This is a genomic window from Mycobacterium sp. NGS50 (assembly GCF_059812545.1).
Map to the genome: position 1 here is coordinate 142,529 of NZ_JCALCW010000005.1, position 25,575 is coordinate 168,103.

General features: G+C 71.6%; 20 protein-coding genes. 8 read left to right on the top strand and 12 right to left on the bottom strand.

Features of this window, described 5'->3' with window-relative positions:
- Positions 1–38: 38 nt before the first annotated feature.
- The 8 genes from AC5Y36_RS05790 to clpS all read right to left on the bottom strand — a co-directional run bounded on the left by AC5Y36_RS05790 (position 39) and on the right by clpS (position 5,760).
- Positions 39–638, bottom strand: coding sequence for a non-canonical purine NTP pyrophosphatase (locus AC5Y36_RS05790; protein WP_500039954.1), 600 nt, complete (start codon positions 636–638; stop codon positions 39–41).
- Complete coding sequence (gene rph / locus AC5Y36_RS05795) at positions 635–1,414, bottom strand: ribonuclease PH (RefSeq protein ID WP_500039908.1); 780 nt, start codon at positions 1,412–1,414, stop codon at positions 635–637. Before rph ends, AC5Y36_RS05790 begins: the two co-directional genes overlap by 4 nt.
- A gap of 135 nt (positions 1,415–1,549) precedes the next feature.
- Positions 1,550–2,356, bottom strand: a complete 807-nt coding sequence (locus AC5Y36_RS05800; protein ID WP_500039909.1) for a cyclic nucleotide-degrading phosphodiesterase — start codon at positions 2,354–2,356, stop codon at positions 1,550–1,552.
- 21 nt (positions 2,357–2,377) lie between these two features.
- Positions 2,378–3,193, bottom strand: coding sequence for a glutamate racemase (murI, locus tag AC5Y36_RS05805; protein WP_500039910.1), 816 nt, complete (start codon positions 3,191–3,193; stop codon positions 2,378–2,380).
- Complete coding sequence (locus AC5Y36_RS05810; protein ID WP_500039911.1) at positions 3,190–3,849, bottom strand: rhomboid family intramembrane serine protease; 660 nt, start codon at positions 3,847–3,849, stop codon at positions 3,190–3,192. The genes murI and AC5Y36_RS05810 overlap by 4 nt, the downstream gene beginning before the upstream one ends.
- Positions 3,846–4,865 (bottom strand): P1 family peptidase, encoded by a 1,020-nt coding sequence (locus AC5Y36_RS05815; protein WP_500039912.1) that lies wholly within the window; start codon positions 4,863–4,865, stop codon positions 3,846–3,848. The genes AC5Y36_RS05810 and AC5Y36_RS05815 overlap by 4 nt, the downstream gene beginning before the upstream one ends.
- Positions 4,862–5,434 carry an oxidative stress transcriptional regulator AosR gene (gene aosR, locus AC5Y36_RS05820; RefSeq protein WP_500039913.1) on the bottom strand — a complete coding sequence of 191 codons (573 nt, stop codon included), beginning with the start codon at positions 5,432–5,434 and terminating at the stop codon, positions 4,862–4,864. The genes AC5Y36_RS05815 and aosR overlap by 4 nt, the downstream gene beginning before the upstream one ends.
- A gap of 11 nt (positions 5,435–5,445) precedes the next feature.
- Positions 5,446–5,760, bottom strand: coding sequence for an ATP-dependent Clp protease adapter ClpS (gene clpS / locus AC5Y36_RS05825; protein ID WP_500039914.1), 315 nt, complete (start codon positions 5,758–5,760; stop codon positions 5,446–5,448).
- A 55-nt stretch (positions 5,761–5,815) separates the two neighbouring features.
- Between clpS and AC5Y36_RS05830 the strand changes: the two genes are divergently transcribed.
- Together AC5Y36_RS05830 and AC5Y36_RS05835 are read left to right on the top strand one after the other, a co-directional pair.
- Positions 5,816–7,114 carry a nicotinate phosphoribosyltransferase gene (locus tag AC5Y36_RS05830; protein ID WP_500039915.1) on the top strand — a complete coding sequence of 433 codons (1,299 nt, stop codon included), beginning with the start codon at positions 5,816–5,818 and terminating at the stop codon, positions 7,112–7,114.
- Entirely contained in the window at positions 7,107–9,107 is a 2,001-nt protein-coding gene (locus AC5Y36_RS05835) for an ATP-dependent DNA helicase (RefSeq protein ID WP_500039916.1), read from the top strand. Before AC5Y36_RS05830 ends, AC5Y36_RS05835 begins: the two co-directional genes overlap by 8 nt.
- A gap of 1 nt (position 9,108) precedes the next feature.
- On the opposite strand, the gene AC5Y36_RS05840 is transcribed toward AC5Y36_RS05835, so the two are convergent.
- Complete coding sequence (locus AC5Y36_RS05840) at positions 9,109–10,233, bottom strand: BTAD domain-containing putative transcriptional regulator (protein ID WP_500039917.1); 1,125 nt, start codon at positions 10,231–10,233, stop codon at positions 9,109–9,111.
- Between the two features lie 299 nt (positions 10,234–10,532).
- Between AC5Y36_RS05840 and AC5Y36_RS05845 the strand changes: the two genes are divergently transcribed.
- Both AC5Y36_RS05845 and AC5Y36_RS05850 read left to right on the top strand, forming a co-directional pair.
- Positions 10,533–10,817 carry a hypothetical protein gene (locus AC5Y36_RS05845; protein ID WP_500039918.1) on the top strand — a complete coding sequence of 95 codons (285 nt, stop codon included), beginning with the start codon at positions 10,533–10,535 and terminating at the stop codon, positions 10,815–10,817.
- 102 nt (positions 10,818–10,919) lie between these two features.
- Positions 10,920–11,303 carry a hypothetical protein gene (locus AC5Y36_RS05850; protein WP_500039919.1) on the top strand — a complete coding sequence of 128 codons (384 nt, stop codon included), beginning with the start codon at positions 10,920–10,922 and terminating at the stop codon, positions 11,301–11,303.
- Positions 11,304–11,330: 27 nt separating this feature from the next.
- On the opposite strand, the gene AC5Y36_RS05855 is transcribed toward AC5Y36_RS05850, so the two are convergent.
- From AC5Y36_RS05855 to AC5Y36_RS05865, 3 genes are read right to left on the bottom strand one after another with little or no spacing between them, the layout of a single operon-like run.
- Positions 11,331–11,954 carry a DUF2510 domain-containing protein gene (locus tag AC5Y36_RS05855; protein ID WP_500039920.1) on the bottom strand — a complete coding sequence of 208 codons (624 nt, stop codon included), beginning with the start codon at positions 11,952–11,954 and terminating at the stop codon, positions 11,331–11,333.
- Positions 11,955–11,984: 30 nt separating this feature from the next.
- Positions 11,985–13,418: a serine/threonine-protein kinase gene (locus AC5Y36_RS05860; RefSeq protein WP_500039921.1), complete on the bottom strand. Its 1,434-nt coding sequence runs from the start codon at positions 13,416–13,418 to the stop codon at positions 11,985–11,987.
- Positions 13,419–13,436: 18 nt separating this feature from the next.
- Positions 13,437–14,222, bottom strand: a complete 786-nt coding sequence (locus AC5Y36_RS05865) for a hypothetical protein (protein WP_500039922.1) — start codon at positions 14,220–14,222, stop codon at positions 13,437–13,439.
- A 500-nt stretch (positions 14,223–14,722) separates the two neighbouring features.
- On the opposite strand from AC5Y36_RS05865, the gene AC5Y36_RS05870 reads away from it, so the two are divergent.
- The 4 genes from AC5Y36_RS05870 to AC5Y36_RS05885 all read left to right on the top strand — a co-directional run bounded on the left by AC5Y36_RS05870 (position 14,723) and on the right by AC5Y36_RS05885 (position 25,570).
- The gene (locus tag AC5Y36_RS05870) at positions 14,723–15,688 is read left to right on the top strand and encodes an FHA domain-containing protein (RefSeq protein ID WP_500039923.1); all 966 of its coding nucleotides are present in this window, start codon (positions 14,723–14,725) and stop codon (positions 15,686–15,688) included.
- 60 nt (positions 15,689–15,748) lie between these two features.
- Complete coding sequence (locus AC5Y36_RS05875; RefSeq protein ID WP_500039924.1) at positions 15,749–17,185, top strand: neutral zinc metallopeptidase; 1,437 nt, start codon at positions 15,749–15,751, stop codon at positions 17,183–17,185.
- Between the two features lie 388 nt (positions 17,186–17,573).
- Complete coding sequence (locus AC5Y36_RS05880) at positions 17,574–21,503, top strand: PE family protein (RefSeq protein WP_500039925.1); 3,930 nt, start codon at positions 17,574–17,576, stop codon at positions 21,501–21,503.
- Between the two features lie 47 nt (positions 21,504–21,550).
- Positions 21,551–25,570, top strand: a complete 4,020-nt coding sequence (locus AC5Y36_RS05885; RefSeq protein ID WP_500039926.1) for a PGRS repeat-containing protein — start codon at positions 21,551–21,553, stop codon at positions 25,568–25,570.
- Positions 25,571–25,575 lie beyond the last annotated feature (5 nt).

Below are 25,575 nucleotides of genomic sequence, written 5' to 3' on the forward strand. Positions count from 1 at the left end.
AACCCAGCTTCACGCTCGGCAGGGGTTTGCGTGTCGAATCAAGCCAACGCGCGCAGCGCGGGCAGCAACAGCGCCAACGCCCGGCCGCGATGCGAGGCCGCGTCCTTCTCGGCCGGTGACAATTGGGCGGCGGTCACCGCCGCACCGTCCGGCACGAACACCGGGTCGTAGCCGAATCCCCCATCGCCGCGCGGTTCCCGCGCGATCGTCCCCGGCCACTCGCCGCGCACCACGACCTCGCCGGCCGGTGACACCAGCGCGCACGCGGACACGAACGCCGCTCCGCGCCGTTCATCGGGGACATCGGCCAGCTGCGCGAGCAACAGGGCGGTGTTGGCGGCGTCGTCGCCGTGGCTGCCCGACCAGCGCGCCGACAGCACCCCGGGCATGCCGTTGAGGGCGGCCACCTGCAGCCCGGAGTCGTCGGCGACACAGGCCAGGCCGGTGGCGGAAAACCCGTCGCGTGCCTTGGCCAACGCGTTGTCCTCGAACGTCGCGCCGGTCTCGGGAGCCTCGTCGAAGGGCGCCACGTCGTCGAGTGACAGCAGCGTCAGACCGGTCAGCCCGGCCGCGTCGAGGACCCGGCGTAGCTCGGCCAGCTTCTTGCGGTTACGGCTGGCGACCAGCAGCGAGGTCAGCTTCCGAACGCCTTCTTGGGCGCCGGGCCTTCGGGGAGCACGCCCGGGTACGGCAACTCCAGCGCCTCGCGCTGCACGGCGAACAGCTTCTCGCAACCGGCCAGCGCGGTGTCGAGCATCTTGTCCAGGGTGGACCGCGGGAAGGTCGCGCCCTCCCCGGTGCCCTGGATCTCCACCAGGGTGCCGGTGTCGGTGGCGACGACGTTCATGTCGACCTCGGCGCGGGAGTCCTCCTCATACGGCAGATCGACGCGGACCCGGCCGTCGACGACGCCGACGCTGACCGCCGCGATCGCACAGGACAGTGGGCGCGGATCGGACAGCCTGCCGGCCGCCGACAGGTAGGTCACCGCGTCGGCCAACGCCACATAGGCCCCGGTGATCGCCGCGGTGCGGGTGCCGCCGTCGGCCTGCAACACGTCGCAGTCGATCGCGATGGTGTTCTCCCCCAGCGCAGCCAGGTCGATGCAGGCCCGTAGCGACCGGCCCACCAATCGGCTGATCTCCTGAGTGCGTCCGCCGACGCGGCCCTTGACCGACTCCCGGTCGGAGCGGGTGTGGGTGGCTGCCGGCAGCATCGCGTACTCCGCGGTGAGCCAGCCCAGGCCGGATCCCTTCCGCCAGCGCGGCACCCCTTCGGTCACGCTGGCCGTACACATCACCCGGGTCTGGCCGAATTCGACCAGCACCGAGCCCGCCGGATGGGCGGTGAATCCGCGGGTGATCGTCACTGGGCGCAGCTCGTCGTCAAGGCGGCCGTCTTCTCGCTTGGACACGCGCCAACCCTAGCCGGGCTGCGCGGCGGCGCCACAGGAAGGCACGGCTGAAATAGACGGCTGAATTTGCGAAAACCCCCGTTGCCGGGGGCTGAAGGTCAATTTATGCGTCGATTTCAGCGGCAGCGGCCGCTGTCAGCGGCCGATGTCGATCGTTTCGCCGCACACCACGGCGTGCACCGGCCCGCTGAACTCGGCTTTCGCCTCGCTGATCACATCCTCGCGCGAGGTCCACGGCGGAATATGGGTGAGCAGCAACTCCCGCACGCCGGCCTGCGCCGCGGTGCGACCGGCTTCGGTGCCCGACATGTGCAGCCGCGGCGGCCGGTCCGGTGAATGCGTCCAGGAGGCTTCGGCCAGCAACACGTCGGCGTCTCGGGCCAACTCGATCAGCGCGTCGCAGTAGCCGGTGTCGCCGCTGTACACCAGCGTCACCCCGGACGGGTCGGTGACCCGCATGCCGTAGGACTCGGTGGGATGGGAGACCTGCTTGGGCACCACCGCCAATGCACCCAGCGTGACCGTCTCGCCGTCGACCCAATGGCGGATGTCGAAGATGTCGGAGATGTCGTCGATCTCCCCCCCGTGCGGCGACGATGCCGCACCCAACCGCGACCAGGTGTCACTGGGCCCGTACATCAGCGCCTTGCCCAGCGGCGGGTTCGGGTGGAAGCGCCGCCAGACGAACAACCCGGGCAAATCCAGGCAGTGATCGGCATGCAAATGCGACAACAACACGTGCACCGATCCCGGGTCGCAGTGCCGCTGCAGAGTGCCCATCACGCCGCCGCCGAAGTCGATGACCAGCGGCGGCGTGTCCTCCGCTCGCAGCAGGTAGCCCGATGCCGGCGAATCCGGACCGACAACGCTGCCCGAACAACCGAGCACGGTGAGTCGCACGGTCCTACTGTGCCATGCCCAACGCTGGGATGACACCGACATGGCGGGTTTGGGCGATGGGAATCACGGTGAGGGTGGCATTGCGGTTTGGCGAACACCCGTAACGGTCGGGCCCAGGAAACGCGCCGCCAAGACGGTGAACGCCTCGGGGTCGCCGGTGGCTTCGAAAACCCGGGTGGCGGCCGGCGCATCGTGCGGCCGGAGCAGGTCGGATTCGGTCAGCACCCGCAGCAGATCCTTGGCGGTCTCCTCCGCGCTGGACACCAGCGTGACCTGCTCCCCCATCACCAACTGGATCAGCCCGGACAGCAGCGGATAGTGGGTGCAGCCGAGCACCAGGGTGTCCACTTCGGCGTGTTGCAGTGGTTCCAGGTATGCCTCCGCGAGGCCGAGGACCTGACGTCCGCTGGTGATACCGCGTTCGACGAAGTCGACGAAGCGCGGGCAGGCCACACCGGTGATCTCGATGTCCCGGGCGGCGGCGAACGCGTCCTGGTAGGCGCGGCTGGCGATGGTTGCGCTGGTACCGATAACACCGATGCGACCGTTGCGGGTGGCGGCCACCGCGCGCCGCACGGCCGGCAGGATCACCTCCACCACCGGCACGTCGTAGCGTTCCCGCGCGTCGCGCAGGCACGCCGACGATGCGGAGTTGCAGGCGATCACCAGCGCCTTCACCCCCCGCTCAACCAGTCTGTCGCCGATCGCCAGAGCGTGCGCACGGATCTCGGGAATGCTCAGCGGGCCATAAGGGCCGTTACCGGTGTCGCCGACGTAGATGACGTCCTCGTCGGGCAGCTGGTCGATGATGGCGCGTGCCACGGTCAGGCCGCCCACTCCCGAGTCGAACACCCCGATGGGCGCCAGTGGCGAGGTCATGTCGATACCGCCTTCTTGGCGGCCCGTGCCTTGCGCTCTGGGCCGGACAGCAGATAGGCGGCCAGCACCCCGGCCAACGCGCCGCACAGATGCCCTTGCCAGGACACCCCGCCGCACACGGGACCCCCAGAGAGCACCGGCACGATGCCCCACAGCACCCCGCCGTAGAGGAACAGCACCACGACCCCGATCAGGGTTTGCCAGAACGACCGGATGAAGAACCCGAACACCAGCAGGAACGTCAGCCAGCCGAAGATCAGGCCGGACGCCCCGATGTGATCGGTCGGGCCGCAGGCCGAACCCAGGTTGCCGATCAGCCAGGTGCCCAGGCCGCCGACGATCCAGACGATCACCGTGGCCCAGACGAACCGGGCCAGCCCGGCCAATGTCACCAGAAAACCCAGGACCAGCGCCGGGCCGGTGTTGGCCATCAGGTGCGCCCAGTTGGCGTGCAGCAACGGCGCGAACAGGACGCCCCACAGGCCCTCGGTTTCCAACGGCCGGATTCCGTTGCGGTCCAGCTGGTGATCGCCCAGCTGGTCGAACAGTTCGACGGCGTACAACAGCGCCACGAAGCTCACGATGGTCAGGCCGCCGACCTGCCAGGCGGGCCGTTTCTTCGACGGCGGCGTGGTCGCCGACGGCAGCGCGGTCACGCGAACGCTCCGGGCAGCACGTCACGGTAGGCCGGGACGCCGGCCACCGACTGTGCGGCGATCACCCCGTCCAGCACGGCCCGGGCCAGGCAGTCCGCGGCCGCGGCACCCACCTCAGCGACCAGGGCCGTCTCCGGAGACAATCCGGCCGGGGTGTCGGCCGGCGGCGCCACCTCGACGGCGCCGGTCGCCAGCGCGAACACGGTGTCACCGTCCACCGGGGTGTGCGCGGGGCGTACGGCGCGGGCCAGGCCATCCTGGGCGGCGATCGCCACCCGCCGGCATCCGGCTGGGCTGATCGCGGCGTCGGTGGCGACCACCGCGATGGTGGTGTTGAGCGGCCGGTGTGCGGCGTCGAGCTCGGCGAACGCGGCGATCTGATCGGCCGGCGGCGGCCGCAACCCGCACTCGTCGATGAGGTAGGCCAGCCACGGCAAGCCGGTGTTGGGGTCGACGGCGCTGCCCGCCGAGTTCGCCACCGCCAGCACGCCGACCGTCACCCCGGAGTCCAGCGTCCTCGACGCGGTGCCGACTCCACCCTTCAGCGCTCCGGAGCGTGCCCCCACCCCGGCGCCGACGGCTCCGACCGGAGTCTGCGTGTCGGCGGCGTCGATCGCCGCATACCCGAACTCCGCGGTGGGTCGGCACCCCCAGTCCCCCACCGGCAGGTCGTAGATGACCGCGCCGGGCACGATCGGTACCACCCCGGAGCCCATGGCCACGCCGCGGCCGTGCTCCTCCAGCCAGCGCATCACCCCGTCCGCAGTGGCCAGGCCGTATGCGCTGCCGCCGGACAACACGACCGCGTCGACGTAGCGCACGCTGTTGGACGGGTCGAGTAGGTCGGTCTCGCGGGTTCCGGGCGCACCGCCCCGGCAGTCGACGGCGCCGATGGTGCCCGGCGGCGCCACCACCACGGTGACCCCGCTGGCCCAGCCGCTGCCCAGCGTGGCGTCCGGGTCGAGCCGGTGATGATGGCCCACCAGGATTCCGGCGACGTCGGTGATCGAGCTCATCGGGCCGGTCTCCCGATCACTACCAGGACCAGGTATTCCTGCAGCACGGTCAGCCACTGGTAGACGTCCAGATGGGCGGCCAGCGGATGTTCGGGTGAGAGCCGCTCGGGTCCTTCCGGCCCGACCTCGAGCATGGTTCCCAGCGCCAGCCGAATGTCATTGACCGCCGCGATCCAGGCGTGCGCGTCGTCCTCGGTCAGGTCCAGCCAGCCTCCGCCGTCCGGGACGGTGTCCAGCACCCGTTGTGCGGCATCACGTTTGGCGTCGATGATCGCCGGTTCGTGGATGCTGCGCAGCGCCGCGTTGAGGCCGTCCACCGATTCATCGTCGACCGATCGGTGGAAGTCCGGCAGCAGCCGACGCATGGTGTCGTCGTCGGGAGGCTGGGTGTTCCCGGTCTTGATCCCGGTGATCTGTTCGAGTTCGTCTGCCGGCGTGGATGATTCCCGCTCGTTGAGCATTTCGACGACGGATCCGGCCAGGTTCGTGATCAGCGCCGCCTCGTGCGTGTCCAGGGTGGACCGGAACCGCGGACCGTCGGCGGTGTCCACCCGCTTCCATCTACGCACCGGCGGCCCGCTCAGCGATCCTGCTGCAGAGTGGCCCACAACCCCGCGGCGTGCAGTTTGGCCACATCGGTTTCCATCGACTCCCGACTGCCCGCTGACACCACGGCCTTCCCCTCGGTGTGCACCTGCAACATCAGCTTGGTGGCGTGCGGCTCGCTGTAGCCGAAGAGTTTCTGAAAAACGTAGGTCACATAGCTCATCAGGTTGACCGGGTCGTCCCAGACGATGGTCACCCACGGGCTGGCCGTCTCGTCGAGGGCTTCGACCTGCCGCTCCGCGCTGATACCCGGTTTGACCGGCACCGACGTCGATGCTGACGCAACCATGGCTGCCAGGATACCGAGCCAAGCCGTCGAAGCGACCAGCCGATACGGTGGCGTGGTGACCGACTCGGCGTGCGCTGGGCTGCTGACCGACAAATACGAGCTGACGATGCTGGCTGCGGCGCTGCGCGACGGTACCGCCGAGCGCCGGGTCAGTTTCGAGTTGTTCGCCCGGCAGCTTCCGGCGGGCCGGCGCTACGGGGTGGTAGCCGGCACCGGGCGATTCCTGGAAGCATTGCCGCAGTTCGCCTTCAACGACGCCGCACTGGCCTCGGTGGCCGAATTCTTGGACCCGGACACGTGCGGATATCTGGCCGATTTCCGCTTCACCGGCGACATCGACGGATACGCCGAGGGTGAGCTGTATTTCCCGGGTTCGCCGGTGCTGTCGGTGCACGGCAGTTTCGCCGAGTGCATCGTGCTGGAGACCCTGGCGCTGTCGATCTTCAACCACGACTCGGCGATCGCGTCGGCCGCCGCGCGGATGGTCAGCGCCGCAGCCGGGCGGCCGTTGATCGAGATGGGTTCACGCCGCACCCACGAGCAGGCAGCCGTGGCCTCCGCGCGCGCCGCCTACCTGGCGGGTTTCGCGGGGTCGTCGAATCTGGAGGCCCAGCGGCGCTACCGGGTGCCGGCCTTGGGGACCAGCGCCCACGCCTTTACGCTCCTGCATGCCGGCGCCGACGGCCCCGACGAATTGGCCGCCTTCCGCGCCCAGGTCGACGCGCTGGGCCCGGATACCACGCTGCTGGTGGACACCTACGACGTGGCAACCGGGGTGGACAACGCGGTCGCCGCGGCCGGCCCGCGGCTGGGGGCGGTCCGCATTGACTCCGGTGAGCTGGGGGTACTGGCCCGCCAGGTGCGCGAGCAGCTGGACGCTTCGGGAGCCACCCGGACGCGCATCGTGGTTTCCGGGGATCTGGACGAGTTCGCCATCGCCGCTTTGCGCGCCGACCCGGTGGACAGCTACGGGGTCGGCACCGCGCTGGTGACCGGCTCGGGAGCCCCGACAGCGAACATGGTCTACAAGCTGGTTGAGGTCGACGGCGCACCGGTGCAGAAGCGCAGTATCCGCAAGACGTCGCGCGGCGGTCACAAGCAGGCGCTGCGGCGATCCGACCCCGGCGGCACCGTGGTCGAGGAGGTCGTCCATCCGGCGGGCCGACCGCCCACGTCGACCGGGCCCGAGCGGACGCTGACCGTCGCGCTGGTGCGCGGCGGAAAGGTGCTGGCCGACGCGGACATGGCGAGGACGCGGGACCTGGTGGCGGCGGGGTTGCGCAGTCTGCCGTTGGAAGGCTTGAAGTTGGCGCCGGGCACCCCGGCGATCCCTACCCAGTACGTCGATGAGTGAACCGTCGGTCCCCGAACTGCTGGCCACCGCGGTCGCCGCGCTCGGCGGCAGCGAACGCAGCGGCCAGGTGCAGATGGCCGATGCGGTGGCACGGGCCTTCGACACCGACGAACACCTGGCCGTACAGGCCGGAACCGGCACCGGCAAGTCGTTGGCGTATCTGGTTCCTGCGATCGCGCGGGCGGTATCCGATGAAACCCCGGTGGTGGTGTCGACGGCGACGATCGCACTGCAACGCCAGTTGGTGGACCGCGACCTGCCGCGGCTGGCCGACGCGCTCGCCGACGCCCTGGGCCGCCGGCCGGATTTCGCACTGCTGAAGGGCCGGCGGAATTACCTGTGCCTGAACAAGATCCAAGGCGACTCCGGCCCCAGCAGCGAGTCCGACGACCGGCCCCAGGAGCAGCTCTTCGAACCGTTTGCGGCCAGTGCGCTGGGCCGCGACGTGCAACGGCTCACCGCCTGGGCGGCGCAGACCGACTCCGGTGACCGCGACGAGGTGAAACCCGGGGTGCCCGACCGGTCCTGGGCGCAGGTCAGCGTGTCGGCGCGGGAGTGTCTGGGGCCGTCGCGCTGCCCGTTTTCCACGGACTGCTTCTCCGAACGCGCCCGTGCCCGGGCCGGGCAGGCCGATGTCGTGGTGACCAACCATGCCCTGCTCGCCATCGACGCCACCACCGATTCCGCGGTGCTGCCCGAACATCGGCTGCTGGTGATCGACGAGGCGCACGACCTGGTCGACCGGGTGACCGCGGTGGCGACCGGGGAGCTGACCTCGACCGCGCTGGGAGTCGCGTCGCGCCGGATCACCCGGCTGGTGGAACCGGAGCTGGTGCAGCGGCTGGAGGCCGCGTCGGCCACCTTCGTGTCGGCGATCCACGACGGCACCCCGGGCCGACTGGATTACCTCGACGACGAGATGTCGAGCTATCTGACCGCGCTGCGGGATGCGGCCCACGCGGCGCGGTCGTCGATCGACCTGCGCCCCAGCGATCCGAAAGCGGCCGCCGCCCGCATCGAGGCGGTGGCTGCGCTCACCGACATCGCCGATACCGCTGCGCGGGCGCTGGATTCGTTTGTGCCCGCCATTCCCGACCGCACCGACGTGGTCTGGCTGGCTCACGAGGACAACCGCGGCACCATGCACCCCGTCCTGCGGGTGGCGCCGCTGTCGGTGGCCGCCCTGCTGCGCAGCCGACTTTTCGCCCGATCGACCACGGTGCTGACGTCGGCGACGCTGACCGTCGGTGGATCGTTCGACGCGATGGCCAGCGCTTGGGGTTTGACCGACGGAGATCCCGCGCCGAGCTGGCGCGGCCTGGATGTCGGCTCACCGTTTGAGCACGCCAAGGCCGGCATCCTCTACGTCGCCGCCCACCTGCCGCCACCCGGCCGCGACGGCACCGGGACCGCCGAGATGCTCACGGAGGTCGCCGATCTGGTCACCGCTGCCGGGGGGCGCACCCTGGGGCTGTTCTCCTCGATGCGGGCCGCGCGGGCCGCCGCCGACGCGATGCGCGACCGGCTGGACACCCCGGTGCTCTGCCAGGGCGACGACGCCACCGGCGCATTGATCGAGCAGTTCGCCGCCGATCCCGCCACCTCGTTGTTCGGCACGCTGTCGCTGTGGCAGGGCGTCGATGTTCCCGGCCCGTCGCTGTCGCTGGTGCTGATCGACCGGATCCCGTTCCCGCGGCCCGACGACCCGCTGCTGACCGCCCGTCAGCGCGCGGTGGCCGCGCGGGGCGGCAACGGCTTCATGGCGGTGGCCGCCAGCCACGCCGCGTTGCTGCTGGCGCAGGGCGCAGGCCGGCTGTTGCGCGGTGTGGACGACCGCGGCGTGGTCGCCGTGCTGGACTCCCGGATGGCGACCGCCCGCTACGGCGGGTACCTGCGGGCCTCGCTGCCGCCGTTCTGGACGACGACGGACGCTTCGACGGTTCGTCAGGCGTTGGCACGGTTGCGTGAGGACTCCGAGGTCCGCCCGTCGTGATCTAGGGCTGCAGCTCGAAGGTGAACTCGTGCCCGCAGATCCCGATGCGGTCGCCGTCGGCGAGGGTAACGCTATGGCCCACCCGCCGGCCCTGCACCAGTACGCCGTTGGCTGAGCGCAGGTCGATGATCATGAAACTGCTTCCGGTATCGACGATTGCGGCGTGGTGCCGGCTGACGTCGGCGTCGTCGAGAACGATGTCATTGTCGGCCAAGCGCCCTATCCGTACCGCCGGCGCCTGCAGCGGATAACGCCGTCCTGCCGCGTCGCGCAGCCCGGCGACACCGGACTGGCCGCCGAACCCGGCATGAACGGCGCTGAGCTCGCGGGCCGCGGTGGTCCTGGCGACCTGCTCGGCGTCCACCCGTTCCTGGCGCAGAATCCGAGCCTGCAGATCCCTGATTGTGGGGCCCGGGTCGATGCCCAGGTCTTCCGCCAGCGCCGCCTTCAGCCGTCGACAGGCATGCAGCGCATCGGATTGCCGTTCGGTGACGTAGTAGGCGGTGATCAGCTGCGCCCACAACGGTTCGCGATAGGGATGCTCCGCGGCAAGCCGCTCGAGTTCACCGATCACGGCATTGGCGCGCCCACACGCGATTTCAGCCTCAGCACGCGCGGTCTGCGCCGACACATTATCTTCGGTCAGCGCCGTGGCGAACGGCTCGACGAAGGCGAAGTCGCTCAAGTCGTCCAGTACCGGCCCCCGCCATTCGGCCAGCGCAGCCGACAGATGGCTGCTGGCCTGTTCGAAGTGCCCCGCTGCGGCGGCATGAACCCCGGCCGACCGTCGGGCGACGAACCGGTCCAGATCACATGCGCCGTCGGCCACACTGAGCCGATACCCGGGCGGGGCGCTGGACAATACGGTGTGCGAGTCCGCCCCTGCGCCGCCGAGGATTCGGCGCAGATTGGACACGTAGGAGTGCAGGCTGGCGCGTACCGCCGGCGCCCGCGCCTGGTCCCAGGCAGCATCCACCAGCGACTCGGTGCCCACCACGCGATTCCGGTTGATCAGCAGCATCGCCAGCACCGCCCGCTGCTTGGGGGTACCCAACGCCACCGGCGTGCCGGCCACGCTCACCGACAACGGCCCCAGCAGGCCGAACCCCAGACCGCTACCGCCCATCGCGTTTCCCGTCCTCCAGGTCGTCGGCGACGTCAGCCCATTGTGACCCGGCCGAAGGGTCAGCGGCCACGATCGCCGATTCGGGACTACCCGCCAAGAATCTGTTGAGGATCCGCCAAGACGGCGCCGGCATTCTTTTGCTGACGGCCACAACGACCGTCCACCGTCAGCAACCGCGAGAAATCGAGGACCGATTCTCCATCCGGCGGGCCGCAACCCTGTCACCCTGAACTCAAGTGCCGACATCATCACTTTCTGCAAGGACCCCGAAGATCCCTACCAACCAGGAGGAAACGAAAATGAAGAAGGCACTCGTGCTCGCCATCGGCGGGCTGGTGATCACGACGACAGCGGCGTGCGGCGGCGGTGGGGGTGGGTCAGGGCACAGCGCGTCCTATGACGCCGGCTACAAGGCCGCGGAGGGCTTCACCGTCCTTCAGTTGCAGATGGCCACCATGTCCTGTGCGGGTGCCTACGAATCAGCCTCCGGCGGAACCAACGAGGACGAGTTCATCGAGGGCTGCATCGCCGATGTCACCAAGAAGGGCGGCACTTTCGACACCAGCGCTCCAGGCGGCAACTAGCGGGATGCGTCGATGAGGCCGGCGCCGAGGCAGATGACCTTCACGCCCTCCGGGAGGGGAAATCACCGAGGTCATGCGATAGTTGGGCTTGTCATCATCGCGTTGGTCCACGCGTCACCGGTCAGCGCCGACCCCACACCGGGACACGACGCGAAGTTGAACACCCAGACACCGCAGATGCTGTGCGAGATCGGCTCCGATGACGCGGATCCGCGAGTCGGCCCCAATGTCGTCTGCCAGGGACGCTTCGCCCAAGCCCCCGAGAGCGATCAGGCGGTCGTCACCGCATCGGGCCAGTTCCGTTACCGCAGCGCGAATATCGGCGTCGGCTACCCCCATCCCCCCTTTGACACCGTGAGCCCGGGCCAGACCTACCGCATCCAGGGCTGGACCGTGGCCGCCGACCGGACCGGTATCCGATTCGCCAACGACGACACCAAACACGGCATGTTCATCGCCGTCGACACCACCGTGCGGCCGTTCTGAGCCGACCCGCTCGCGCCGGCGATGCCGTCATCCTTGGTAGTTCTGCGATGCGATCTGGAACGCGCCGATGACGCCCAGGCCCAGGTAGATCCACACCAGCAGCGCGGCGACCACCACCCAACGCTGAACCCGCTGCGCCGTGGTGATCTCGGCCTGTGTGGAGGTCTTGTGGCCGTACTCGTCGACCTCGAGCATGTAGACCTTGGGTTTCTTGCCCAGGAAGTAGATCCAAAACGGTAGGTAGAAACCACACGTCAGCAAGACGTACATGCAGCGCAGCACAATTGCGGCGGGGTGGGTGAACCGTGCCGCATAGGTGATCTCCGCCCACGTCTCGCCGCGCTGTGTGACAACCGGGCCGGTTCTTCTGACGCTGACAGTGCCGGTGGTGGTGTTGACGGAGCCCACGACTCCGCCGCTGTTCACCCGGTACGCCAACTCCTGCATCAGAATCTGGTTTCGTTCGGCCACGCTGAGCCGTCGCTCTTCGGACTCCGGTGGCGACACCAGAGCAGCCGGCGCGGCGGGCACCGCGGCCGGCGGCCCGGTGGGGATCAGGTTGGCGTGCCAACTGGAGCCATCCCAGTACAGGTGGCCGGGACCGCCGGTCGGATCGGGGTACCAACCCGCCGGCGGTTGAGGGGTCGTCATCGTCGTTGCCTTTCTCGATTCACCGAAATGTCAGGCTCCGCACTCGCCGGCGGCCTCGGCGACCACGTTGCACAGCGGCAGCTGCTGCAGGCCACCGATCGTCAACTCGAGGAGTTGGCCCGGCGAGCCCGCAGCGACCATGGCGGTCACCGGCTTTCCGTCGTAGTACGAGTCCGAGGTGGTGGTTACGCTGCCGCTGGCGACGCCGTTGGTGACCGACGTCAGGGTGAAATCAACGGTGTTCTCGGTGGGCGTGGCGCAGCTGGTACAACCCTGGTAGGTCAAATGCCCGGCGCCGGTGGTGTCGATCACGAGCCGCTGCGTATGCGCCTGCCAGATCCCGACGAACGGCGTCAAGCCCGGAATCCCGGGAGCGGGTGCGGGCGCGGGCGGAACCGACTGGGATGCGGGGGGTGCGGGTGGCGCGGTCGGCGACGCAGGCGGCGCCGGTTGCGCAGTGGGGGTTGGGGTGGGCGAATGGTCCTGCCGCAGCAGAAGATAACCGACGACGCTGACGACGGCCGCCGCGATCACCAGGCTCGCGACCATCGCCGCGATCAGGCCGGCGCGGCCCCGGCTGGGCGGCTGCAGCGGGGGCGGGGGCGGCGGGGACGGCAGCGCCGACACGCGTTGAGGCGCACGGGCGGGCTCTTCGGTCAGGGCGCGGCGCGCTGCCAGCGCCAACTCTCGTGCGCTCTGGTAACGCTGATCCGGCGATTTGGCCATCCCCGCCGCAATCACCTGATCGAAGCCTGCGGCCAGACCCCGGCGTCGCTCGCTGGGTCTGGGCGGCGCCAACGTCAGATGCCCGGCGATCTGCTGTTCCAGGCTGTCCCCCGGATACGGCGTAGCGCCGGTCAAACATTCATAGAGCACGCACGCCAGGGCGTACACGTCGGAGCGGGCATCGGCGGTGCCGGCGGTGAATCGCTCCGGCGCCATGTATGCCAGCGTTCCCACCATCATTCCGGTGCTCGTCAGCCGGCTTGCCGCCACGTCCTGCACGATCCCGAAGTCGATCAGGTAGACGAAGTCATCACCGGTTACCAACGCATTTGACGGTTTGACATCACGGTGCACCAGGCCATGCCGGTGTGCGGCGGACAACGCCGCGGCGAGCTGCTCGATCACCTGCACGGCCCGCTGCGGAGTCATCGGCCCGTCGCGCTGCAACAAGGTGTGCACATCGATGCCTTCGATGATCGGCATCACCAGATACAGCCGGCCGTCGATCTCCCCGGAATCGAAGATCGGGATGACGTGCGGCTCGTTCAACCGCGCCGCTGTCAACGCCTCACGGCGAAACCGTTCCTCGTAGCCCCGCTCGGTAGCCAACTCCGCCGGTAATACTTTGACCGCCACGTCACGGCCCATGACCGTGTCATGGGCCCGGTACACCTTGCCCATGCCACCCTGGCCGATCAGCCCGATCAGCCGGTAACGCCCGAAGGCAACCTCATCCACCGGCGTGGTTCGTTGGGCTCAGGGCGCCACCGGCTCGCCCTGCAGGCGACGCCACATGAAGCTCTGGGCGATGACGATGAGCGGCACCGCGACGATCAGACCGAAGAACGCGAACAACGCCCCGAGCCAATAGACGATCAGGCAGGCCAGGAACAGCAGCAGCAGCGACCCCAAGTTCTTGTTGACGAAGCTGAAGCTCGCCTTGATCGCGTCGATCGGGCTCAACTGCTTGCCCAAGACGAAGTAGCCCCAGTACGCCGAGAAGTAGAAGAACAGTAGACCCGGGATGATGCACAGCATGAAACCGACTGCCGTGGCGACGGACACGATCACGGCGCCCAGCAGATAGCTGCCGATCTGTTCGGTGCTGAACATCCGCTGGAGGCTGAGCGGTGTCTGGCCGTTCACGATCATCAGCGAGCCGCGGATGATGACCATCTGGAACAGCCACTGACCGACCAGCGGCACCAGCGCGAACAGCGGCAGTCCGACGAAGAACAGCAGCATGCCCCCGCCGCTGCCTTCTTCAGCGGCGCCCATCATCCCGGTCAGCACGACGAGGTACGACATCACGGTCAGCACGATCAACGCCAGCACGCAGACCACACCGGCGATCAGGATCTCGCGGGCATTGGCCTGGAACTTCGATATCGCATAGTTGAAGGCCGCGCCAATGCTCACCACCGGCTCGGCCGGCGGACCATACCCGGGTGCCGGGGGCATGCCGCCGGCGTACCCAGCCCCGGAATACTCACCGGGCCAGGGTGGCGCGGCCTGCTGTCCCGCGAAGGCCTGCGGTTGCATCGGCGGCGGCGCCTGTGGTGCCGGTGGCGGCATCGATGGCTGCGGGGGCGGTGCACCGTAGCTCGGATGCCGCTCGGGTGGATACCATCGGCGATCTGAGGCCTGCCACCATCCGGGCCCCTGCGGTCCTTCACTCATTGTGCCCTCGATTCACCCTGGGAGTTGAGGAGAAAAGTCCGTATCCGCGCCGAATATTATTTACGGACAGCAAAATTCGATGTGATGGTGCGCACTGTCACGTTTCGGCATCGTGGCCTCGCCCTTCGCGCAAGCGGTGGTTCCGTGCGTGAACCGGTTTGCATCGTATTCCTCCCGGAACACGGTTCTGACCGTTATCGGAAAACCGCTCAACAGCAGCTCATCCGTCCCATCGGAGCTGCAAGGCGCCGGTCTGCCACAACCGCGGCGCAACGCCACGCAGACTCGGTATCATCGGCCCGTTCACATCCACGACAGACTGACTCGGATGAGATCAGCCGACGGCTAGCTGTGAGGCGATCATGGCGCTAACTGCCAACGTGCCGGGCGGGCCGATCGATGAGCCACTCGCCTTCCTGGTGGTGGACGACGGGCGCCGGGTGCCGATTGTCGATCAGCTGTTCATCGGCCGGGAATGTCCGGGGATCAGCGCTCCGCGCAGGCTGCTGATCGATGATCCCGAGATCTCGCGCACCCATCTGGAGATCCGGCTGGACACCGCCGGCGATCAGGCTTTCGTGGTCGACACCAGCAGCAACGGCACGCTACTCAACGGTGTGCGCATCGAGCGCGCGGTGCTGCTGCAGATCAGGCCCGGCGATCAGATCCGGATCGGTGAGGTGGCATTGACGTTCCACTCCAAGCGGTTCACCGCGGTCCCCTCCGGTACCGCTCGGGGAACCCGGGCCCGGATCACCGAGGCCGCCATGGTGATGGTCGTGGGCGACATCGTGAACTACTCGACGATCTCGCAGGTGACCGAGGAAAGCGTTGTGGCGCGCAGCCTGCACACGCTGTGGCAGCAACTCAGCGGGGTGCTGCGCACCCACCACGGCACACTCAGCCACTACGCGGGCGACGCGATGTTCGCGGTCTGGCAGCGCGACAGGTTTCCAGATGCGATCGAGTTGGCGATTGATTTCGCGCTGGCAGCGGACCACTGCGTCGTGGAGCTCGCACCCGAGTTGGCGTTGCGAGGACCGGATGGTTCACCGATCCGGATGGGCTGGGGTGTGGTGCGAGGCATGGCCGCCATGGCCGCCATGACCCGTTCTGCTGACACGGTCATCGGCGACGCCACCAACGTGGCGTTTCGGCTGTCGGGGCTGGCAGGCCGCGACGGGCGGGCGGCGGTGATGGTGACCGACGGTGTTCACAGCGCCGTTGAGAAGCAGTTCGACTGGGGCGCAGGCGAATCTGTCGAACTCAAGGGCCGCCGCGGCAAGGAGACGGTCTATCCCGTGCTCGGGCGCGTCAAGACCGGGTGACGGCTGCACCGCCTATCCTGGTGAGCGGCCCCGAACCGACAGCCCGAGAGGTACCGCCCGATGCGTCAACGACACCTGGGGCCGGTTCTCGTCGCGGTCTGCCTGCTGCTCTCCTCATGCGCCACGGTGCTGGGCGGTACCGCGGTGTCGGTGTTCGCCGACCCGTTCAGGGTCGGCGGCCTGGACGCCGTCGACGGGCCGACCGGTCTGAGGCCCGACGCGGCCGCCGCGACCCGCGAGGTAGAGCACAGCGACGGCGGGCGGATCGACGAACTGGCCGCTGCGGCCGTCAGTGATCTGGAGGCATTCTGGGAAGCCGGTTATGCGGACACCTTCGGCGGTGAATTCAAGCCGGTGGCCAAGCTGGTGTCCTGGAATCCGCGTGATCCCGGTGGAAAGTTCTGCAACACACGCACTTTCAAGCTGGTCAACGCTGTGTATTGCAAGCTGGACCACACCATCGGATGGGACCGCGGCATCCTGCTGCCGGTGCTGCGCAAGGCCTACGGGGACGTGGCCATCACCATGGTGTTGGCCCACGAGTACGGTCATGCGATCAGCCGGATGGCCAAGCTCAACAAGCGTCACAACCCGGTCCTGGTAGCCGAGCAGCAGGCGGACTGCTTTGCCGGGGTGTATCTGCGCTGGGTCGCGCAGGGCGACTCGCCCCGCTTCACCGTGAGTACCGGAGACGGCTTGAACGCGGTGCTGTCCGCGATGCTGGTGCTGCGCGACCCGGTGTCGCACGCAGAGGATGTCGAGGACGGCAAGGCCGAGCACGGCTCGGCCTTCGAACGGATCTCGGCATTTCAATTCGGTTTCACCGACGGCGCCCTGGCGTGCGCGGCCATCGACATGCACGAGATCGAACAGCGCCGCGGCGAATTGCCGGTCGCCCTGCAGCAGGACCAGACCGGGGAATGGCCGGTCACCGAGGAGTCGGCGCGCACCATCATCGAAGCGATGACGATCCTGTTCCCGCTGGCCGACCCGCCGCAGCTGAGCTTCGATGGCGGCGCCGCGGGCTCCTGCGCCAACGCTCGGCCCAGTCCACCGGCGTCGTATTGTCCCGACTCCAACACCGTTGCGGTGGATCTGCCGCAGCTGACGACGATGGGCACGCCGAGCAAGGGCGATGTCGTATCGATGCTGTCCGGCGACAACACCGCCTACTCGGTGCTGGTGTCGCGGTACATGATGGCGTTTCAGGCCCAGCGCGGCGGCCTGGTCCTCGACAGTGCCAAGACCGCGCTGCGGACCGGGTGTTTGACCGGGGTCGCCACCACCGGGTTGTCCAATGGGGTCAGCACATCCAGCGGCAACACCGTCGCGCTGACCGCCGGCGATCTGGACGAGGCGGTCGCCGGGCTGTTGGCCAACGGCCTGGCCGCCAGCGACGTCAACGGCGACACGGTTCCGGCCGGCTTCTCCCGCATCGACGCGTTCCGCACCGGGGTCCTCGGCGACGTCGACCGCTGCCTGGCGCGGTTCGAATAAGTGTGAGCCCCGCAGATTCACCCAAGACCGACACAAGTCAACCAAAACCCCCGATTCGTACATTATTGTGTCGAATATTAAACAATAATAGACAGATATCCATCGGATGGGTTGAATATCCCGGAAATGACCATCAATCCCGTTTGCAATCCTGTGATAGAGGCCGGATTTCGTGAATGTTTGACTGTAAAACATTCCCCATTACCTTGGTTTCCATAACCATCGGATGTATCTTACTTCGATCAGCAGTCTTTAAGTTCGACCACATTTGACGCTTTGATCCCAGATTCGGCGTCGTTGTCGGTCTCATCGTCAGAGGGGGCGGGCGATGGCTCGTCAGCGCAGCAAGACACCCGGCGGATCAGGTAGGGGCTTAGGGCGGCGTCGGGTGGTGCGTGCCGGGACGGCGGCGGGGGCCTTCCTGGCGTTCGGGATGACGCCGCTGGCCACTTCGCCCCCAGCGCACGGCGACGAATTCGATTGGCTGCTGGACCTACTGGATCCCGCGCTGGCTTCGGCATCGGGCACGGATGCCTCCGACGCGGTGGCCGCCGCAAGCCCAACCGACTGGGCGGCGCTGTTCGACCAGTACGTCTACATCCCGATGCACGACTTTGACCAACAGTGGATCGCCGGCACGACGTTCCTCGGCCCACTCACCGTGTCATTCGACAGTGCGCTGAACACGCTGTGGGCCGACGTTGGTGGCACCGGCATCCTGATCGGCAACGGCACCGCCGGAACCGAGGCAGACCCCACCGGCGGCGCGGGGGGGCTGTTGTTCGGCGACGGCGGAGCCGGCTGGAACAGCGACGCGACCGGCGATGCCGGCGGTTCCGGCGGCATCGCCTACGACGGCAACGGCGGCGCCGGCGGTGACGGCTTCGACGGAACCGACGGCGGCGCCGGCGGCAACACCGACTACGGCATCGCCGGTGCCGGTGGCGACGGTGGCGACGCCGCCACCTCGGGGGCAACCGGCGGCGCCGGCGGAGCCGGCGGCGACGCCACCGGCTGGCTGTTCGGCAACGGCGGCGCCGGCGGCCAAGGCGGCAACGGCGGGGCCGGTAACCCTGGGGCGACCGGGGCCAACGGCGTGACCGGCGGCACCGGCGGTGTTGGCGGGGCTGGCGGGGCCAGCGCGTCGCTGCTGTTCGGTGACGGCGGCGCCGGTGGTGCCGGTGGCGGAGGCGGGTCCGGCGGCGAGGGCGGCGCCGGTTCTGACGGCGTGGCCGGTGACTTCGCGGTGAACGCCGGGGCCGGTGCGGACGCCGGTGACGGCGGGAACGGCGGCACGGGCGGGGCCGGCGGAACCGGAGGTGCCGGCGGAACCGCCACCAACGGCATCGCCGGCGACAACGGCGACGGCGGGCACGGCGGCCAAGGCGGGGCCGCCGGAGCACCCGGCACCGGCGGTGCCGGCGCCAACGGCACAGCGACCAATCCGGACGGCGGGGCCGGCGGCAGCGGCGGTGACCCCGGTCAAGCCGGCGGCGGCGGAAAGGGTGGCGCTGCCGGCAGCGGCGGTGCGACCAACACCGGAACCGCCGGCGGGAGCGGCGGCAACGGCGCGGAGGTGACCAGCGGCGGCAACGGCGGGGCCGGGGGCGCGGGCTATGACCCGTCCACCGACCCCAACGCGGCATTTGGCGACTCCGGCGGTAACGGTGGGGCTGGCGGCGCCGGCGGCGACTACGGCAACGGCGGGGGCGGCGGAAACGGCGGCAGCGGAGTGGCCGGCACCGTCTCCGTCAGCGCCGCCGGCCCCGGTCAGACCGGCGGCTCCGGTGGTAACGGTGGGGCCGGCGGTGCGGGCGGTTCGATCTCGGGCAACGGCGGGGCCGGTGGCGACGGTGGCAATGGCGCCGACGGCGGCGACGGCAACCCCGGTCTCACCGGCGTGCCGGAGGTGAACAACGGCACCGGCAGCGACGGCGGTGCCGGCGGCGCGGGCGGTGACGGCGGGAACGCCGGCGCCGGTGGTACCGCCGCACACGGCACCGCGGGTACCAACGGCAGCGGGGGTAACGGCGGCGACGGCGGCGATGGCGCCACCGGCGGAACGGGCGCGGTGGGCACCAGCGACGCCAACTCACCCACCGCCGGTGACCAGGGCGGCCAGGGCGGTGCCGGCGGCCAGGGCGGCAAAGGCGGGGCCGGCATCGGCGGGGTCGGCGGCGGTAACGCCGGCGCCGGCGGAACCGGTGGCAGCGGCGGCCACGGCGGCACCGGCGGCACCAACACCGGCACCGGTGCGGGCGCCGGGGGCGGCACCGGGGGCATCGGCGGCGCTGCGGGTGCGGGCGGCACTGCAACCGACGGCGGCTCGGTCGGCGCCAACGGCACCGGCGGCGCCGGCGGCAAAGGCGGGACCGGTGGATACGGCGGTGGCGGCGGCACCGGCTACGCAGCCGGCCAGGGCGGTGACGGCGGCCAGGGCGGCAGCGGCGGGGCCGGTATCGGCGGGGTCGGCGGCGGCCAAGGTGGGGCCGGTGGCAACGGCGGTCAAGGTGGCGCCGGCCAAGGCGTCCTGCAAAGCGGCCTACCGCAGGACGGCGGCACCGGCGGCACCGGCGGCACCGGCGGGGTCGGCGCCGATGGCGGCGTGGACGGTAACGGCGGGTCCGGTGGCAACGGCGGCAACGCCGATTCCCAAGCCAGCGGCCCCGGCACCGTCAACGACACCGTCACCGTCACCGGCGGTCATGGCGGTCAAGGCGGCTCTGGCGGTGTGGGCACCGCCGCCGGGCCTGGTTATGGCGGCGGTGGTGGAGGGGGTGGTGGCGGCGGCGCCGCCGAAGCTGCCCGCGGCACCACGGTCAGCGGCACCGCCACGGGCGGCATCGGTGGCGCCGGCGCTGACGGCACTACCAGCGCCGCCGGCGGCAACGGCGGGACCGGCGGCGCCGCGGTCTTGGGGACGTTCAGCACCGGCGACGCCAGCGGCACCGCCACCGGTGGCAACGGCGGCGCTGCCGTCGGCACCGGCACCGGCGGCGACGGTGGCGTCGGCGTGGTCGATTCCGCCGGCACCGGCAGTGTCACCGGCATCGCCACCGGCGGCAACGGCGGCGTCGGCACCGATGGCGGCGTCGGCGGCGACGGCGGCGTCGGACAGGTCGTTGCCGCCGGCAGCGGCGACGTCAGCGGCACCGCCACCGGCGGCAACGGTGGCGACGGCACCGGCTCGGGCAGCGTCGGCGGCAACGGCGGCGAGGGCCTTGTCCAAGGCACCGGCACCGTCACCGGCACTGCGTCAGCCACCGGCGGCAACGGCGGCGCCGGCACCGACGGCGGTGTCGGCGGCGTCGGCGGCGCCGGACAGGTCGGTGCCTTCACCGGGAGCGCCGGCGGCACCGCCACCGCGACGGGCAGCGCCACCGGCGGCAATGGCGGCGCCGGCACCGACGGCGGGGCCGGCGGGGTCGGCGGCGGGGCCGGAATCATCGCCAACGGCAGCGTCTTCAACAGCAACGCGCCCAGCAGCGCCGCCGGAGTTGCCACCGGTGGCACCGGCGGTGCGGGCTTGGGCGGCGCCGGCGGGGCCGGCGGTAGCGCCAGCATCAACGGCTACAACGGCACCGCGACCGGCCAGTCCACCGGCGGCGCCGGCGGTTACGGAACGTCCTTCGGTCCCGGCGGCGCCGGTGGCAACGGCGTCATCATCGGCGGCACCGGCGGCACCGTCGACAACGGCATCGCCCTCGGCGGCGCCGGCGGCTACAGCGACGGCGGCGCCGGCGGGGTCGGCGGCCTCGGCGGGGTCCAGGCCCTGGGCGGAGTCACCGCCGCCGGCACCGGCACCGGTGGGGCCGGCGGGGCCGGCGGGGCCGGTAGCACCGGTGGGGCCGGCGGGCAGGGCGCCGTACTCGCCCAATACGCCAACGTTTCCGGCACCGCCACCGGCGGCGCGGGCGGCGCCGGGGGCGCTGCCCAAGCCGGCCACGGTGGCGCGGGCGGCACCGGCGGCAACGGCGAAGTGACCAGCACCGTGACCGGGCTACCCGTCATCAACGGCGTCGGCACCGGCGGTACCGGCGGCACCGGGGGTGACGGGGGCATCGGTGCGGCCGGCGGCGCGGGCGGCGCCGGCGGCGACGGTACCGGCACCCCCATGGGTGCGGGCACCGGCGGCAACGGCGGCGACGGCGGTGCCGGCGGCACCTACCTCAACAGCACCCTCAATGGTCAGGGCGGTGCGGGCGGCGCCGGTGGGTCGGGCACCAACGGCCAAACCGGCGGCAACGGCGGCAATGGCGGCCCCGGCGGCTACGGCACACCGGGCACTCCCGGCACACCCGGTCAGAACCGCGGGTAGCAGTAGGAGGGGCGGCGATGTCTCGTCGGCATAGCGCAGGTGGCCGCATGAGCAGGGCAGGCCACTGTCGGGTGGTGAGCGCCGGGACGGTGGTGGGGGCGGTTGTGGCGTTCGGGATGACCCCGCTGGCTCCTCCCCCGGCGCATGCCGATGAGATCGACTGGCTGCTGGATCTGCTGGATCCCGGGCTGGGTTCAGCCTCAGGCGTGGATGCCTCCGCGGCGGTGCTCGCCGGCGCCGATCCGGGCACGTGGCTAGATCCGCTGGCCGCCGCAAGCCAAACCGACTGGGCGGCGTTATTCGACCAGTACATCTATATCCCGCTGCACACCGGCATCGAGGACTGGATCCATTCTTCGACCGGGCAGCAGATCGACGCCGACATCAACGCGCTGTTCGGCTCGTATCTGATCGGCGACGGGACCGCGGGCACAGCTACCGACCCCACCGGCGGGGCCGGCGGCTTGCTTTTCGGTGACGGCGGGGCCGGCTACGACCAGAGCACGGCCGGGCTCACCGGCGGCGATGGCGGAGCGGCCGGGTTCTTCGGTGACGGCGGTGCCGGCGGCACCGGCGGGGCCGGCGCCGAGGGTGGTACCGGCGGGGCCGGGGGAACGGTCATGGGCACGGGCGGGGTCGGCGGCACCGGTGGCTCCGGCGGCGGGGCGGGTGGCAGCGGCGGGGACGCGGCCGGCTGGATGTTCGGTACCGGTGGCGCCGGCGGCACTGGGGGTGCCGGCCTCGCCGGCGATACCGGGACAGCGGGCAGCCTCGGTAACCTCGGCGGCGACGGCACGAGCGGTGGAGCCGGTTGGGCCGGCGGCAACGGCGGCCAGGGCGGGGCCGGCGGCACAAGCACGGCGCTGCTATTGGGCGACGGCGGGGCCGGTGGTACCGGGGGACTCGGCGGCACCGGTGGCCAGGGCGGGGCCGGGGGCGGCGGCGCGGCCGGTGACTTCGCGGTCAACACCGGCACCGGCGGTGATGCCGGGGACGGCGGGAACGGCGGCACCGGCGGGCAGGGCGGTGTCGGCGGCGCTGGCGGCGCGTCCGCCCACGGCCTGACCGGCGACAACGGCAACGGCGGCAACGGCGGCCAGGGCGGCACCGCCGGAACACCCGGTTCCGGCGGCACCGGCGCCACCGGCGACGCCGCCCACCCCGACGGCGGCACCGGCGGCAACGGCGGCAACCCCGGTCAAACCGGCACCGGCGGCACGGGCGGCGCACCAGGCACCGGCGGCGCCGCCGGAAGCGGAACCAGCGGCACCACCGGGAACACCGGCGCGAACGTGACCAGCGGCGGTAACGGCGGCAACGGCGGCAACGGCGCTGACGGCGCCCTGTTCGGCGGGGTCGGCGGCGACGGCGGGAACGGCGGCAACGGCGGGTCGATCGGCGACGGCGGCGACGGCGGCGATGGCGGCACCGGGGGCACCGGCGCACCCGGGCTCGATGAGACCGCCGCAGGCGTGTCCGGTACCGACGGACTGGTGGGCGGCAACGGCGGGGCCGGCGGCACCGGCGGGCTGGGCGGCTCGATCTCCGGCAACGGCGGCACCGGCGGCACTGGCGGCACTGGCGGCGTCGGCGGGGCCGGTGGCAGCGGCGCCGACGGCGCGGCCGGCATGTCCGGCACCAACGACGGCGCCGGCGGCACCGGCGGTAACGGCGGTAGCGGTGGGGCCGGCGGGGTCGGCGGGGTCGGCGGCAACGCCGGCGGGGTGGCCAGCGGCGGATCGGGCAGCCTGGGTGTCAACGGTGACGGCGGGGCCGGCGGTCACGGCGGCGCGGCCGGCACACCCGGCGATGGTGGCGCCGGTGCCAACGGCACCGACGCCAACCCCGACGGCGGAGCGGGCGGCGACGGCGGTAACCCCGGCGGCGTGGGCGCCGGCGGTCACGGCGGCGCCGCGGGCAGCGGCGGCAGCGGCGGTCACGGCGGCGGCGACGGTAGCAGCGGCGCCGCGGTCACCGTCGCGGCCGGCAACGGCGGCACCGGCGGCACCGGTGCGGCGGCCAGCATTCCCGGTACCGCCGGCGGTGCCGGCGGTACCGGCGGTAACGGCGGGACGGTCGGCAATGGCGGCGACGGCGGGGCCGGCGGCGCCGGCGCGACCGGAACGCTCGGTGCGGCGGGCGTTTCGGGGCGTTCGGGTCACCCGGCGGGCGGCGCCGGCGGTGACGGCGGCACCGGGGGCGCCGGTGGAGCCGGTGGCAGCGGCGGCAACGGCGGCGACCTGACCAGCAACACCGCCGGCAACGGTGGGACCGGCGGCAGCGGCGGCACCGGCGGGGCCGGCGGGCAGGGCGGCAACGGCTATGACGCGGCCACCGGCAACGTCGCGGGCGCCAACGGCGGGACCGGCGCCAACGGTGGCAACGGCGGTGCCGGCGGGCACGGCGGGACCGGCGGCAGCGCCGGCATGGCCGCCAACGGTCGGGCAGGCGTCAACGGTGACGGTGGCACCGGCGGTGCCGGCGGCGCCGCCGGCACGCCCGGCGATGGCGGCAACGGAGCCGACGGGGACGCCGCCCACCCCGACGGCGGAAACGGCGGAAGCGGCGGAAACCCCGGCACCGTCGGCGCCGGCGGGTCCGGCGGCGCTGCTGGCACCGGTGGCACCGGCGGCAGTACCGGCGGCACCGGCGACAACGGCGGCCTGCCCACCGTCGTGGTCGGTAACGGCGGCGACGGCGGTGCCGGCTTCAGCCCCACCGCCGCGGGCGCGACCGGCGGTAATGGCGGGACCGGCGGCAACGGCGGCTCGATCGGCGACGGCGGCAACGGCGGCAACGGCGGCAACGGCGTGGCCGGCGCCAACGCCACGTCCCTTCCCCTCGGCACGACCGCCCCCGCAGGTCAACCCGGCGGGGACGGAGGCAAGGGTGGGACCGGCGGTGACGGCGGCTCGATCGCCGGTGACGGCGGTGCCGGCGGCGGCGGTGGGGTCGGTGGGCACGGCGGCGACGGCGCCGACGGTGCGCCCGGCACGGCCGGCCTGAACAACGGCGCCGGGCAAGACGGCGGGGCCGGCGGCGCCGGTGGGACCGGCGGTTCCGGCGGGGCCGGCGGCGCGGCGCTGGGATCAGGCAACGGCGGCACCGGCGGCCATGGCGGCCACGGCGCGCTCGGCGGCACCGGCGGCAGCGGCGCGACCAGCCTGCCCACCACCGGGGAAGCTGCCTCCGCTCAAGGCGGGTCCGGCACCGAGGGCGGAGCCGGCGGCACCGGCGGCGCGGGCGGGACCGGCGGGGCCGGCGGCGCGGCCCTGGGATCAGGCAACGGCGGCGACGGTGGCCATGGCGGCCACGGCGCGCTCGGCGGCACCGGCGGCGCGGGCGGCGCGGGTGGCGCCAACGGCGCGAGCGACGGCACCGGCGGGAGCGGCGGCACGGGGGGCGGCGCCGGCACCGGCGGCGGCGGCGGCACCGGCGGCGACGGCGGCGCGGCCCTGGGATCAGGCAACGGCGGCGACGGCGGCGACGGCGGCATGGCCGGGGGCGGCGGCACGCCGGGCACCGGTGGGACCGGCGGCCACGGCGGGCTCACCGGTGGCGAGGGTGGTGACGGCGGGACCGGCGGCGACGGCGGGGCCGGCGGTGGCGGCGGGAACGGCGGCGCGACCGTGACCGGCACCGGCGGCCACGGCGGCAACGGTCAACTCGGTCAGACCGGCGGCGGCGGCGGTACCGCGGGTGTCGGCGGCAGCGGTGTCACGCCCGGCAACGGCGACGCGGGCGGTAACGGCGGGCGCGGCGGCGACGGCGGCACCGGCGGGAACGGCGGCTCCGCCACCGGTGTCGGTGGGACCGGCGGTTCTGGCGGCAACGGCCGAGCCGGTGGCATCGGCGGTGACGGCGGGGCCGGCGGCAGCCTCGGGGGTGGCCCGGGCGCGACCGGCAGCCCAGCGCCAAGCCCGGGCGAACCGGGTGGCCCGACCGCCGGCACAGCCGGCGCCGCGCCGTCGGGCACGAACGGCGGGCAAGGCGGGAGCGGCGGCACCGGCGGCGACGGCGGCACCGGGGCCGCGGGCCAGCCCCCACCCTGCCAGACCTGCGCTTGATCAGC